This is a genomic window from Corynebacterium sp. CCM 9204, assembly GCF_041357695.1.
Classification (GTDB): domain Bacteria; phylum Actinomycetota; class Actinomycetes; order Mycobacteriales; family Mycobacteriaceae; genus Corynebacterium.
Genome location: NZ_JAUERX010000003.1, coordinates 131,622 through 144,995, shown reverse-complemented (window position 1 = coordinate 144,995; position 13,374 = coordinate 131,622). Strand labels below are relative to the sequence as shown.

Genomic DNA, 13,374 nt, shown 5'->3' with positions numbered 1-13,374 from the left:
CCCCCTAGCTCGGTTTCACAGCGGAATGAAGGGCCGTGATGCCTCCGGTCAAGTTTTGCCAGCCAACCTCGGTCCACCCGGCGGCAGCGATCTCACGGGCCAGTTGTTCCTGATCCGGCCAGGCGCGGATGGATTCCGCTAGGTACTCGTAGGCCGACGGATCTGAGGAGATGAGACGGGCAAGAGCCGGCAGTGCCCGCATCAGGTATTCCTTGTAGACCTGCGCGAACACGGGAATAACGGGAGTGGAGAACTCGGCGACGGTCAGCCGTCCCCCGGGCCGGGTCACGCGGGCCATCTCCCGGAGGCCGGCGCGAGTGTCGGCGAAGTTACGGAGACCGAAACTGATGGTCACCGCGTCGAAGGAGGCATCTGCGAAAGGCAGGGCGAGGCCGTCCCCGGCGACCTTGGACACGGCACGATGAGCACCTGCCGCGAGCATTCCGGTGGAAAAGTCACAGGCCACACACCATGCCCCGGAGCGGGCGAGTTCGACGGTGGACACAGCGGTACCTGCGGCGAGGTCCAGGACCCGTTCCCCGGGGCGCAGATCGAGGCGCTGCCGGGTACGCCGACGCCAGTGGCGGTCACGTCCGAGGGAGAGCACCGTGTTCGTGATGTCGTACTTGGCACCGACAGCGTCGAACATCCGCGCGACCTCGTCGGGATTCTTGTCCAGGGATGCCTTAACCACGTGGCCCAGGCTACGCGACGACTAACGCCACCGTGCCCACGCCCCGGGCCGTACCCCACCGGGGTGTTCCGTCCGACACTGGTCAGCGAGAACCGCCGAATAGTGTCCGCGCAGTTCACCGCAGACACCTTCCCAGGTCCGGGCGGCGACCCGGTCGAGCGCCGCCGCCGACATGACCTCCCGCTCCGCCAGGACCCGGTCCACCGCAGCAGGAAGATCCACGCTGAACGTCGCGACGTCCAGAAGCTCCCCCGTCTCACCCGGGGTGATGAGATCGATCGGCCCACCGGCACGAGGCCCGATCGTCGGCACACCGGAGGCCTGCGCCTCCTGAATCGTCTGGCAAAACGTCTCGAACTCACCGGGATGGACGAACACATCGAAGCTGGCGTACGCCCTTCCCAGGTCCTCTCCCCCGAGGGCCCCGGTGAACACGGCACCCGGTAATGCATCCCGCAGGACGCCGTACTCGGGGCCGTCGCCGACGATCACGAGCTGGAGATCATCCCTGCCAACCAGGGAGACGAGCCGCTCGACGCCCTTCTCCGCCGCCAACCGACCGACATAGCCGACGATGCGCCGCTCACCGCCCGGGTCCCAGGAGCGACGCAGTCGCTCACTGCGGTGGGCCGGATTGAACCGCACGGTGTCCACACCCCGCGCCCAACGGTGGACATCGGTGATCCCGTGAGCCCTCAGAGCCTTGATCGCGGGAGTGGCGGGGGCAAGGGTGCGGGCGCAGGAGTTGTGGATCAATCGGGTCCATTCCCACGCAGCAGCCGACAGTGCCGCCAGGTGGTATTTCTCCGCGAAACCAACAACGTCGGTCTGATAGACGGCGACAGCCGGAACCCTGAGCTGGCGGGCCACGAATGCTCCCGCAGCCCCGAGAACGAACGGGCTGGCGAGATGCACCACATCGGGTCGAAAGGCGCGCAATGCATGGTTGACAGCCGGGACGGGGACACCGACGGGGAGAGAGTTGATCAGCGGAATCATCACGGTGGGCACCCGCACCACCGGGAACCCCGCGTAGGAGACCACCTCCTCTTCGAAATCACGCGCACCCGGCGCAATGACGAGAGCGTCATCCCCGTGGCGGTGCAGGTGTTCGAGCACCCGGAGTACTGAATTAGTAACACCGTTGACGTTGGGGAGGAAGGATTCGGCGACAATGGCTACACGCATGTTCCCGATGATGGGTGTGCAGTTGGGCGCCGGGGTCACGGGCGGGTGACGGGAGGATGACGATGTCCGGAATTATCGGTGTCGCAGGATCTGCCGGTAGTGGTCCATGAGTTCCGCGCAGACTTTGTCCCAGGTTTGACCCGACACCCGCGCCTGGGCCGCCGCCGACATGACCTCCCGCTCCGCCAGGACCCGGTCCACCGCAGCAGGAAGATCCACGCTGAACGTCGCGACGTCCAGAAGCTCCCCCGTCTCACCCGGGGTGATGAGATCGATCGGCCCACCGGCACGGGGCCCGATCGTCGGTACACCGGAGGCCTGCGCCTCCTGAATCGTCTGGCAAAACGTCTCGAACTCACCGGGATGGACGAACACATCGAAGCTGGCCATCGCACGGGCGAGCATGTCCCCATGAAGCGCCCCGGTGAACACCGCGCCCGGCAGAATGGACCCGAGCCGGTCACGTTCGGGGCCGTCGCCGACGATCACGAGCTGGAGATCATCCCTGCCAACCAGGGAGACGAGCCGCTCGACGCCCTTCTCCGCCGCCAACCGACCGACATAGCCGACGATGCGCCGCTCACCGCCCGGGTCCCAGGAGCGACGCAGTCGCTCACTGCGGTGGGCCGGATTGAACCGCACGGTGTCCACACCCCGCGCCCAACGGTGGACATCGGTGATCCCGTGGGACGTTAACGCCTCGATTGCCGCTGTCGAGGGTGCGAGCGTCCGGGAACAGGAATTGTGGATCATGCGGGTGACCCGCCAGGAAGCGAAAATGAGCAGCCGGAGGTGGTAACGAAGAGCGAACCCTGCAACGTCTGTCTGATAAACGGCGAGCGCCGGAATCCCCAGGTTGCGGGCGGCGAGCGCCCCCGCAGCACCCAGCACGTACGGACTGGCCAGGTGAATGACATCGGGCCGGAACTCCCGTAGCGCCCTGAGCACGAGTGGTACCGGGACACCGACGGGGAGAGAGTTGATCAGCGGAATCATCACGGTGGGCACCCGCACCACCGGGAACCCCGCGTAGGAGACCACCTCCTCTTCGAAATCACGCGCACCCGGCGCAATGACGAGGGCCTGGTGTCCCTGCCCCGCGAGATGCTCGAGAATCCGCAGGACAGAGTTGCTGACACCGTTGACGTTGGGGAGGAAGGACTCAGCGACGACGGCGATCCGGAGTCGCTGTTCAGTCACCGTCCGGTCTCTCCTCCCGGCTGGTCCGTCGGCGATCGAGCATCGCTATGAGCCACCAGGCTGTGGCAGCGATGAGGCTGGCTGCAGTCGCGGTGAGTAGTGCCGGGGGGATCGCCCGCCGGAAGTCCCTCCCGGAGACCTTCACCAGGTCAGGGTTTCCTCGGTCGTAGTCCACCCAGATCCCGGTTCCGGTTGCCAGGTCGCTCGGGTAAAGCACACCTCCCCGGGGAGCCCGGAGGAGCCCGTTCTCGTCCCGGTATTCGACAGTTGTCCGCCACCATCCCGCGTCAGTGACCGTCGCGTACGCCTGTCCCCGATCAGCGGATATCGCCCGGTCGTTCAGCCAGGGGCCGATGATCATCGCTGACACCATCAGCATGGCCGAGAGCCAGAACAGGATTACCAGTTGGTGCAGGCGACGGCGTATTCGGTCGCGGGGCACGCGGCGCAGTGCCGTCCGGGGGTTGACCCGGTTCGACCTCGCGGTCACCGACCCACCACTCTGCTCACCAGTGCCGCATGCAGATCCCGGCGGGTGGCGCGGGTGGTCCGGGCCTCGATGATCAGCGGCGGATGCGGGAGTTCGATGGACTCATCCAGTGCGCCGATGAGGTCAGCGGTGTTCTCCGCCTTGCGGTGCTCCCAACCGTAAGCTGCCGCAAGCTCCGAGAGATCGACGCCGTGTGGGGTGCCGAACACCCGCTCGAAGCTACCCCGTAGCCCGGGTTCTCCGGATTCGAGGGTCTCGAAGATTCCGCAGCCGTCATCATTGGCGACGACTATCGTCAGGTTGTTCGGTACGGGGTCCCCGTCACTGATGAACAGGCCCCCGGCATCATGCAGAAAAGTCACGTCCCCGAGCAGGGCGACGGTGCGCGGGGCACGCGGCGAGATTCTGTCACGGGCCTGCGCGGCCAGGGCGACGCCGACCGCCTGGGAAACGCTGCCGTCGATGCCGGCGGTTCCGCGCGGGGCGTGGGTGGCGACACCGTCGAACGGCAACCCCACGAGCGCGATGTCGCGGACGGGGTTCGACGACCCGACGAACAGGGTGTCACCAACCGCAAGGCCGTCGGCGACCGCCGCAGCGACGTGCAATCCGGTGAAACCGAATTCCTCACCGTCAAGAATCTCGCGGACCGCGTCCGCAGCCTGTTCCCCCGCGACCTCACAGAGCTTCAACCACTGCTTCGTCGGCTCCCCGTCGACACGCACCCGACTGACGACCCGCGTCGCGGTGCCCGCGGGATCGGTGTACCCGTCGGACCGGGTGAGCACGGTGACCTCGATACCGGGATCCGATATCAACGCCAGGACATCGCGGTGGAGTGTGGGATGCCCGATGACGACGATCTGTTCCGGTCGGGTGTGCAGAACGTGCCCTTCTGCGGAGACCTGTTCCCTGGTGAAGACACCTGCGGCCGCAGGATGCACGGGCCGGTCGGGGGCTGGGGCGGTCGGTTCAGCGATGGTGGGGACCCCGGCGAGTTCCTCCACCGGCCAGGCTCCGTCACCGGCGATCACGAGGGTGGGGCGGGTCAGGTCGAGGTGCGCGGTGCCCCAGTCCCGGTGAGGTCGACGTCGCGGGGGCACACCGACCGGAAGCTCCGCCGGAGCGGGAAGCTCGTCATCCACGAGCGGCACATCGAACGCGACATTCAGGTGCACCCGGCCATAAGCGAGAGCACGACGGGTGACGGCCGCGGCCTGCCCTGCATCGGATCCCGCCTCCACGAAAGCACAGTCTGCGAAACGACCGAAGATCCCCTGCTGATCGATGGTCTGCGACGCGCCGGTGCCAACGAGCCGGGAAGGCCGGTCAGCGGCCAGGATGACGAGCGGTAGATCACTGTGGTGTGCCTCCACCATCGCGGGCAGACAGTTGGCGACGGCGGTACCTGATGTGACAATCACGGCGGCGGGCCGATGGTCCACCCGTGCCATGCCGAGAGCGAGAAACGCCGCGGAACGCTCATCAAGCCGCACATGGAGCGTCAGCTCCGGGCGGGCCGCCGCAGCCAGGGCCAGCGGAGCACTGCGTGACCCGGGACAGACGACGACGTTCCGGATTCCTGCGGCGACGAGTTCCGCAATGATCGCGGCGGCGGTTGCGGTGGCGGGGACAGTCATGTTCTGCAGAGTCTAACCGGGTCACCCGGGATGACCTTTCACACACCGACCTGTCGCTTCAGACACTCCAGGGACTCCCGCAGATGGGCATGCCAGAAGTCGACGGTTGCGGTGTCCGCCTCGAGACCCGCGAGCCGGTCCAGGTCCGGTTGAACGGCGGCGCAGGAGATGTGACCATCCACGATGCTCCGCCCCGCCGCAGCAGCGTCGACAACGTCTTCAATGAAGAATCCACCGGTTCCCAGCCCAGCCGGGGCGGGTGGGACGTCGATCTCGTCGTCATCCGTATGTCCGGGCAGGGCGGCCACCGCGGCGAGACCGGCATTCACCCCCACCGCAGTGTCCAGGGCGCTGGCGACGGTGACCGAGACCCCGTGGTCGGCGATCTTCTCCGCGATGTCGAGCAGCCGACGCACTCCGCCGAGTGGGGCGACCTTCACCACCGCGACATCCAGTGCCCGGGCCTCCAGAACGGCGAACGGGTCTCCGGCACGCCGTATCGATTCATCGGCCGCGACCCGGCAGAAAATCCCGGAACGGACCAGGCGCCGGCGCAGTTCCGCCAGTTCCGCGGTGGTGGCGCAGGGCTGCTCGAAATAGTCGAGTGGACCGAAGGCGCGGGCCGCGTCGAGCGCGCGGTCCACGGTGAAGCCACGGTTCGCGTCGACCCTGACCAGTGCATGCGGGACCGTTTCCCGGACGGCGGCGATGCGGGCGACATCGTCATCGAGGGTCTGTCCCGGCTCCGCGACCTTCACCTTGACTGTGCGGCAGCCCGGGAATCGGGCGAGAATCTCCGGGACCTCCCCCGGTTCCACGGCGGGGACCGTCGCATTGATCTCGATGCTGTCCCGTTGCGGGGCCGGCGCCCCGAGGTACGCCATCTCGAGGGCTGCCGCCAGCCAGGCTGCGGCCTCGTCCGGCCCGTAGTCACGGAACGGGGCGAACTCCCCCCAGCCGACGGGTCCCTCAATCAGCAGCGCCTCCCGGCTCGTTATGCCCCGGAACCGCACCCGCATCGGCAGTGCGACGGTGTGTGACCGGCCGATGAGTTCATCGGCGTCGAGGATCGCGATCAGTTCGACGAGGTGGGGGTCCAGGGGGGCGTGGGTGAACGGCATGGTCCCCAGGATACGAAACGCTACCGTTGTCCCCATGGACACACCGGACTACAGCACCGACAACCCCTTCGACCCGACGCAGTGGCGCGAGGTCCCGGGATTCGATCTCACCGACATCACCTACCACCGGCATATCGGCGCAGGTCGGGCGAACGGCATCGTGCGCATCGCCTTCGACCGGCCCGAGGTCCGCAACGCGTTCCGACCGCACACCGTCGATGAGCTCTACCGGGCGCTCGATCACGCCCGCCGCACCCCCGATGTGGGGTGCATCCTGCTGACGGGCAACGGCCCCAGCGTGAAGGACGGTGGCTGGGCGTTCTGTTCAGGTGGGGACCAACGCATCCGTGGCCGCTCCGGATACCGGTACGCCGACGGTGAAACCGCCGACACCGTCGACACGGAGCGGGAGAAGGTCGAGGGCGGGCGCCTGCACATCTTGGAGGTCCAGCGCCTGATCCGCACGATGCCCAAGGTGGTCATCGCTGTGGTCAACGGGTGGGCCGCAGGAGGCGGCCATTCGCTGCACGTCGTCTGCGACCTGACCATCGCCTCGCGCCAGGAGGCACGGTTCAAGCAGACCGACGCGGACGTCGGGTCCTTCGACGCCGGCTACGGCTCGGCGTACCTGGCGAAGCAGGTGGGCCAGAAGTACGCGCGCGAGATCTTCTTCCTCGGGCGGACGTACGACGCGGAACGGATGCAGCAGATGGGGGCGGTGAATGAGGTTGCGGACCACGGGAAGCTGGAGAACGTTGCCGTGGAGTGGGCTCGGGCCATCAACGGCAAGTCACCCACGGCGCAGCGGATGCTGAAGTTCGCGTTCAACCTCACCGACGACGGGTTGATGGGACAGCAGGTGTTCGCCGGTGAGGCGACACGCCTGGCGTACATGACCGATGAGGCTGTCGAGGGCCGGGACAGTTTCCTGGAAAAGCGGGAACCGGACTGGTCGGCGTTCCCGTACTACTACTAAACAGCTCCCACAGGACCGGGCGGGGAGCCCCTGCGCCGGTCCATCGGCCCCGCCGGTGACCCATACCACGGCAGAATTCACCTAAAATTCATCTTTCCGTCTCCGGAACGCCACAATGACCACACTCCGTCATTCACACAGGAACAGGCACACCCCAAAAAGAGGTTAACGCTGGTGAAACGATGGATGAGCAAAATCCATCGAAAGGGAAAACTACAATTGAACACCCCCGTTTGGGTGACGTGACCGAACCGGTTCATCACTGCACTTCCGATCATCTGTTTTCCCACTCCTGAAGGAGAGGGTCCTGCGGCATACTTCTGTGATGTGACCGAACTGATCATCCTGCTCATCGTGGTTGCCACGGCCCTGGCGTTCGACTTCACCAACGGCTTCCACGACACCGGCAACGCCATGGCCACATCCATCGCGACCGGAGCTTTACGACCCAAGGTGGCGGTAACACTCTCCGCCGTACTCAACCTGGTCGGGGCGTTTCTCTCCGTGGAAGTCGCCACAACCGTGGCCAAGGGCGTCGTCGATCTCGATCAATTCGACCTCGCGGACCCGAGTCAGGCGCATCAACTGCTCCTCGTCGTCTTCGCCGGGCTGATCGGCGGCATCGTATGGAACCTTCTGACCTGGCTTCTCGGAATCCCATCATCATCCTCACACGCACTCTTCGGTGGCCTGATCGGCGCCGCTGTCGCCTCCTTGGGCATGCAGGGGGTCGCCTGGAACGGCGTCGTCGCCAAGGTTGTCGTTCCCGCCCTCTGCGCACCCGTTGTCGCGGGACTGGTCGCCACCGTCGGAACCTCGCTGGTGTACCGGTTCACTCGTCCGGTCCCCGAAAAAGAGAAAAACCGCTACTTCCGGTGGGGCCAAATCGGTTCCGCCTCCCTCGTCTCCCTGGCCCACGGCACGAATGACGCACAAAAGACGATGGGCGTCATCTTTCTTGCCCTCGTCGCCACGGGAAGTCTCGGCACGGACGCCAACATCCCGTTCTGGGTGAAATTCACCTGCGCCATCGCGATCGCACTCGGCACCTACATGGGGGGCTGGCGGGTGATCAGAACGCTCGGCAAGGGCCTCGTGGAGATCGACTCACCCCAGGGAATGGCTGCAGAGACCTCTTCCGCGGCCATCATCCTAACCTCCTCGCACTTCGGTATGGCACTGTCCACGACTCACGTCGCCACCGGCTCGATCATGGGTTCGGGACTGGGGCGGAAGGGCGCGGAGGTCCGTTGGAGCGTCGCCGGGCGCATGGCCATGGCCTGGATGATCACGCTCCCCGCAGCCGCACTCGTCGGTGGCCTCACATGGCTGCTCGCACACGCCGTGGGACTTATCACCAATGATCTGGTCGGGGTCATCCTCGCCTTCACCATCTTGATCGCCCTAGCCACCCTGATCTGGGCGCGTTCCCGCCGGGCACCCGTACATTCCGGAAACGTCAACGCCGCCTGGGATTCCCACACAAACCGCGTGGCACCCCCGGAACCGACCACCGACAACGGCGAGCCACTCCTGCCGACAGACACCCTCGAACCCCAGAACAGTGAACATGCCGGGAGGATCAACTCATGAGTATCACCACCCTGATCTCCGACCTGCTCCAGGTCATTCTCGCAGGTCTCGTCCTCGGCGCCGGCCTCCCGGCACTGTTCGCGGTGGGTGTCCGGCTGGCCTCACCCTCCGCAGTGGACACCATCGGCGGTACCCGGCCCGTTCCCGTATGGAGGAAAGGACTCGCCGGTCTGTGCTTCGCCGTGATCATCGCCTCGATCGTCCTCGGGATACTGTGGATCACCAAGGGCGTCTTCCACGACACCTTCGGCGTTGACATCTTCGGCACCGAGGCACACTGAGACACCAGAAAGCCCCGAGCCCCGTCAAGCTCCCCTGATTTTCAGCGACTCCGGCCCCGCAAGCATTAACCGCGTGCGGGGCCGGAGTCGTTTCAACACGCCATCCAGCAGGTCAGAGTTGCGAGCACACCATCAAATGACTAATCTGATCAATCATTGATATTAACCAACTAATTATTCGCCCCATCATAGTCGATCATCCACTACCGGATCCGGGGCGTTGACCGCGGAACTCTCCGCACCACAGAAAGGAAGCCGACACCATGTCACTGTTACGCGTGTCCGCCACGAGCCCGTTCCGTAGCGCCGTCGGCCGGATCCTCGACTGGCTGCGCCCCACCCCCACCCCCATCCCCGCACCGTTGACCGTTCTCACCGAATCCATCCATATCCGCGATCTGCTCCACGAGGATGACGACCTGTTCGTCTGGTACCTCATCGATGCCGGAATGACCCCCGCCAACAGGGAAGACATCGAACTCGCGTGGGTGATCCTCCACGGTCTACGCCCCACCGAAGAAACACTGTCTTACCTCCGGGATTCCGTTCTGGAACCACTCGGCCTGAATGCTTCTTAAGAAATACTTACCCCGGACGTAGACTCTCATCCCATGAGCACCCGCATTCTGCGCCCGCTTCCGGTACCACCGGACGATCCCGCAGCCATCCTCCCGGATCTCGCAGAGGCGATCGCCGGGAACGTCACCTGGCTTCCACTTCCCGGTGGTCACAGCCGGGCGGATCGGGAACGTGCGGAACTACTGATCAGCTCCCAACGTCCCGGTGACCCCGTCGATCCGGGGGTCGCACTGGTCGTCGCGACATCAGGGTCGACGGGCACCCCGAAGGGCGCACTCCTCACTCCCACCAATCTCGTCACTGCTGCGGATGCCACACATTCCGCATTGTCCGGGGAAGGCTACTGGCTCCTGGCGATGCCCGGACACCACATCGCGGGCCTACAGGTTCTCGTCCGCTCACTCGTCGCCGGTACGGAGCCATCCTGCCTCGACGTGTCCCGCGGATTCGATGTCACCGCCTTCACACACCTGGCCCAGAACTTGGCAAACGATGCCACTGCCCACAAGGCACCCGTCTACACCGCTCTCGTTCCCCTGCAACTCGCCAAGGCCCTGGATACGCTCAACGGTATCGAGGCACTACGGCGTTTCGATGCAGTCCTCGTCGGCGGCGGGTACCTTCCACGCCACCTGCGGGAGTCCTGCGACCGTTTGAGAATCCGGGTTATTCCCACCTACGGCTCTTCAGAGACCACCGGAGGCTGCGTGTACGATGGCCGCCCGATCCCCGGAGCACGCATCAAGGTCCACGACGGCCGTATCCTGATCGGCGGGACGATGGTGGCGGCCGGTTACCGGACGCCACCCCCGAGAGACGACCCCTTCGCGATTCCGGGCTGGTTCGCCACCTCGGATCGGGGCGAACTCGTCGATGGGGTGCTGCACGTCACAGGAAGGATGGATGACCTCATAGATTCAGGGGGACTCAAGTTACACCCCGGAATCGTCGAACGCGCCATGCTCGACATCAACGGGGTGGATCAGGCCTGTGTCACCGGTATCCCGCACCCCAGGCTCGGGCAGGCCATCGTTGCCGCCTACACAGGTTCCCTCGACCCCTGGGAGGTCATTGAGGGGCTCGATGACCTCCCACGGTGGCAGTTACCGAAGGAGATCCGGCATTTGCGCAACATGCCGGTCACCGGCCCCGGGAAACCTGACCGCGCCGCCGTAGAGAGACTGTTCACCGGTCCCACCCGGTGATCCAGATTTTCTGATTCCCCCTCCGGCCTGTCCGTCAGCCAAGATGGTGTCATGGCTGATTCCACCACAACTCGTTCCCCGAGCCTCGCCGACTGGTTGGGGGGAGCACGCCCACGCACCTGGCCCAATGCCTTCGCTCCGGTCATCATCGGCTCGGGCGCGGCCGCAGACGCGAACGGGTTCGTCGCCTGGAAGGCCGTGGCTGCGGCCACCGTCGCACTGGCGTTGATCATTGGGGTCAACTACGCCAACGATTATTCCGACGGGATCCGGGGTACCGACGACGACCGATCCGGCCCACTCCGCCTGACCGGATCGAGGCTCGCCCGCCCGGAACACGTCCGTACCGCCGCCTTCGCCGCCTTCGGGGTGGCCGGTGCGTGCGGACTTGCCCTCGCCGCAACGAGCGCCTGGTGGCTGGTTCTGCTCGGTGCCCTCTGCATCGCCGCAGCCTGGTTCTACACCGGCGGATCCAGGCCCTACGGGTACCGGGGGCTCGGTGAAGTCGCGGTATTCGTGTTCTTCGGCCTCGTCGCGGTGCTGGGGACTCAGTTCACTCAGTCGGGTCATATCACCTGGGTGGGATTCGCAGGGGCTGTCGCGGTGGGTTGCTTCTCCGCCGCCGTGAACCTCGTAAACAACCTCCGAGACATCCCCACGGACGAAGCCAGTGGAAAGATCACGCTCGCGGTACGGCTCGGCGAACGGCACACACGCACACTATGGGTCGTACTGGCCGCCGTACCGTATCTCATGACCCTCATCCTCTCGACCGGGCATCCGCCCGCCCTGGCCGCCCTCATCGCACTACCCGTGTCATTGGCTGCGGCGAAACCCGTCATCCGGGGCGAGACGGGCGCGGAGCTCATTCCAGTGCTCGGAGCCACGGGCAATACGATGCTCATGTGGTCCGCCGTAACTGCGGTGGCGCTGGGCTTCGGCTGACGGCCAGCGAGCGGATGTCCACGCCTCGCCGTTTCCACTACCAGGCCGTCACAGCGCCCCTAGCGGTCCGCGATCTGGGCCTTCACCCACTCCTTGTGTGCACGCCGTTGTGCGTTCCAATCGGCGAGATTCCGGGTAACACGGATCCGGAGTGAACGGAACACGAACATCGACAACGGGAAGGCCACGAGCAGCGCCAGCAGGGATGAGATAACGAGGGGTACCGGTGCCCCGACGAGGATCGCCAACCCCTGAATCACCACGGTCAGAAGGAGAAACAGGCCCAGGCGGGCGAGGCCGTAGAGCACCATGTCGCGTCGGACACGACCACGCAGATCCTGATCGAGTTCCGGGGCATCATTGACGGGGTTTTCACTCACAACCATCGACACTACTAAACCGCACCCCACGGTCCGTATTGTTGTTGGGGTAACTCCGTCGGAAGGAATCCCCGTGGGACGCTTGATACTGTTGCTGCTCATCATCGTCGTGATCGTGCTGGTGTGGAAGGCTTTCGGTCCGGGTAGCTGGCGGACCCACCGTACGGTACCCGCACAGCCACAGATCAAAGGCCCGGACGATGACGACGAGTTTCTCTGGAATCTCAAGAAGCAACGCTTCAAGGAACGCCGTGCAGCGGAGCAGGCTGCCCGCGAGGAGAACGAGCGCATCCGCCGCGCGCGATCGAAGTACAACGATGAGCCGGATCAGGATGACGGTGGCGACAGGGGCGAATCACACGGGCCAACAGACCCCGACACCACGAAGCAGTGACTTTAGCCACTCTTTGGGGACATATCCCCGAAGCGTGGAACGGAGCTTCCCCCGACATCCGGGACAAACAATCAAATCCAATACAAGCAGCACACCCCCGGTTTCGGGGAATCTCCAGAACAAGAATCCGACACGCCCCCGATCGAGGGAGTGTCACCATCACAGGATCGACACAACAAATCACCCGGGAGACGATCGGATAAAAACCTGGCAACCAGCGGTTATTAGGCTACCCACAGTTGCGCTATATTGGTCAGCATGCCCACCATGAACCAGATCACCGACCTTGCGGGTCAACCGGTGGACCCCCACCAGAACGCCCCCACAATAGGAGGTATCACAGTTGGTGAAAGTCCGGAATTATCCCCGGATGATGGAGTGATCAGGGCACTCCCTCCGGAACTCAGCGAACGCGCCAGCGAGCTGTTCAAGGCCCTGGGAGATCCGACGAGGCTCAAGCTTCTCTATCTCATTGCGGAGAGCCAGACGAATGAGATCTGCTCGCACGAACTCTCCGAGGCCCTCGAAGTTTCCGCGCCGACGATCACACACCACATGAAGAAACTGGCTGCTGCCCGGCTCGTCCACCGGGAACAACGCGGGAAGTGGGCGTACTACACCGTTAACCCTGACGAGTTCGACCGCGTCCACGCCCTGATCCACGAACTTTGATCGGCCTCGACCACAG

Annotated in this window: 15 protein-coding genes; 8 read left to right on the top strand and 7 right to left on the bottom strand. The window is 64.9% G+C overall.

The annotated features are described in order from the left end of the window. Positions 1-4 precede the first annotated feature (4 nt). From QWU43_RS07105 to QWU43_RS07080, 6 genes are all read right to left on the bottom strand, one after another. Positions 5-694, bottom strand: coding sequence for a demethylmenaquinone methyltransferase (locus QWU43_RS07105; protein WP_370914584.1), 690 nt, complete (start codon positions 692-694; stop codon positions 5-7). Positions 695-715: 21 nt separating this feature from the next. Further along, a complete protein-coding gene (locus QWU43_RS07100; RefSeq protein ID WP_370917477.1) occupies positions 716-1,882 on the bottom strand; it encodes a glycosyltransferase family 4 protein in 1,167 nt (388 codons plus the stop codon). Positions 1,883-1,954: 72 nt separating this feature from the next. Then, the gene (locus QWU43_RS07095; protein ID WP_370917476.1) at positions 1,955-3,082 is read right to left on the bottom strand and encodes a glycosyltransferase family 4 protein; all 1,128 of its coding nucleotides are present in this window, start codon (positions 3,080-3,082) and stop codon (positions 1,955-1,957) included. Next, the gene (locus QWU43_RS07090) at positions 3,075-3,572 is read right to left on the bottom strand and encodes a DUF3592 domain-containing protein (protein ID WP_370917475.1); all 498 of its coding nucleotides are present in this window, start codon (positions 3,570-3,572) and stop codon (positions 3,075-3,077) included. The genes QWU43_RS07095 and QWU43_RS07090 overlap by 8 nt, the downstream gene beginning before the upstream one ends. Then, positions 3,569-5,212, bottom strand: coding sequence for a 2-succinyl-5-enolpyruvyl-6-hydroxy-3-cyclohexene-1-carboxylic-acid synthase (gene menD / locus QWU43_RS07085; protein ID WP_370917474.1), 1,644 nt, complete (start codon positions 5,210-5,212; stop codon positions 3,569-3,571). The genes QWU43_RS07090 and menD overlap by 4 nt, the downstream gene beginning before the upstream one ends. A 38-nt stretch (positions 5,213-5,250) precedes the next feature. After that, positions 5,251-6,288, bottom strand: coding sequence for an o-succinylbenzoate synthase (locus QWU43_RS07080; RefSeq protein ID WP_370917632.1), 1,038 nt, complete (start codon positions 6,286-6,288; stop codon positions 5,251-5,253). Between the two features lie 79 nt (positions 6,289-6,367). On the opposite strand from QWU43_RS07080, the gene QWU43_RS07075 reads away from it, so the two are divergent. The 6 genes from QWU43_RS07075 (at position 6,368) to QWU43_RS07050 (ending at position 11,912) form a co-directional block, all read left to right on the top strand. After that, on the top strand, positions 6,368-7,309 hold the full coding sequence (locus QWU43_RS07075) for a 1,4-dihydroxy-2-naphthoyl-CoA synthase (RefSeq protein ID WP_370914589.1): 942 nt from the start codon (positions 6,368-6,370) through the stop codon (positions 7,307-7,309). A gap of 327 nt (positions 7,310-7,636) precedes the next feature. Next, positions 7,637-8,902 carry an anion permease gene (locus QWU43_RS07070; protein WP_370917473.1) on the top strand — a complete coding sequence of 422 codons (1,266 nt, stop codon included), beginning with the start codon at positions 7,637-7,639 and terminating at the stop codon, positions 8,900-8,902. Then, entirely contained in the window at positions 8,899-9,183 is a 285-nt protein-coding gene (locus QWU43_RS07065) for a hypothetical protein (protein ID WP_370914591.1), read from the top strand. Before QWU43_RS07070 ends, QWU43_RS07065 begins: the two co-directional genes overlap by 4 nt. A gap of 263 nt (positions 9,184-9,446) precedes the next feature. Continuing rightward, a complete protein-coding gene (locus QWU43_RS07060) occupies positions 9,447-9,761 on the top strand; it encodes a hypothetical protein (protein ID WP_370914592.1) in 315 nt (104 codons plus the stop codon). A 33-nt stretch (positions 9,762-9,794) separates the two neighbouring features. Then, a complete protein-coding gene (gene menE / locus QWU43_RS07055) occupies positions 9,795-10,967 on the top strand; it encodes an o-succinylbenzoate--CoA ligase (protein WP_370914593.1) in 1,173 nt (390 codons plus the stop codon). A gap of 51 nt (positions 10,968-11,018) precedes the next feature. Continuing rightward, a complete protein-coding gene (locus QWU43_RS07050) occupies positions 11,019-11,912 on the top strand; it encodes a 1,4-dihydroxy-2-naphthoate polyprenyltransferase (protein ID WP_370917472.1) in 894 nt (297 codons plus the stop codon). A 59-nt stretch (positions 11,913-11,971) separates the two neighbouring features. Here QWU43_RS07050 and QWU43_RS07045 read toward each other — a convergent pair whose 3' ends face one another. Continuing rightward, entirely contained in the window at positions 11,972-12,298 is a 327-nt protein-coding gene (locus QWU43_RS07045; protein ID WP_370917471.1) for a DUF4229 domain-containing protein, read from the bottom strand. A gap of 67 nt (positions 12,299-12,365) precedes the next feature. On the opposite strand from QWU43_RS07045, the gene QWU43_RS07040 reads away from it, so the two are divergent. Both QWU43_RS07040 and QWU43_RS07035 read left to right on the top strand, forming a co-directional pair. After that, on the top strand, positions 12,366-12,686 hold the full coding sequence (locus tag QWU43_RS07040; protein ID WP_370914596.1) for a hypothetical protein: 321 nt from the start codon (positions 12,366-12,368) through the stop codon (positions 12,684-12,686). 258 nt (positions 12,687-12,944) lie between these two features. Continuing rightward, on the top strand, positions 12,945-13,358 hold the full coding sequence (locus tag QWU43_RS07035) for an ArsR/SmtB family transcription factor (protein WP_370914597.1): 414 nt from the start codon (positions 12,945-12,947) through the stop codon (positions 13,356-13,358). Positions 13,359-13,374 lie beyond the last annotated feature (16 nt).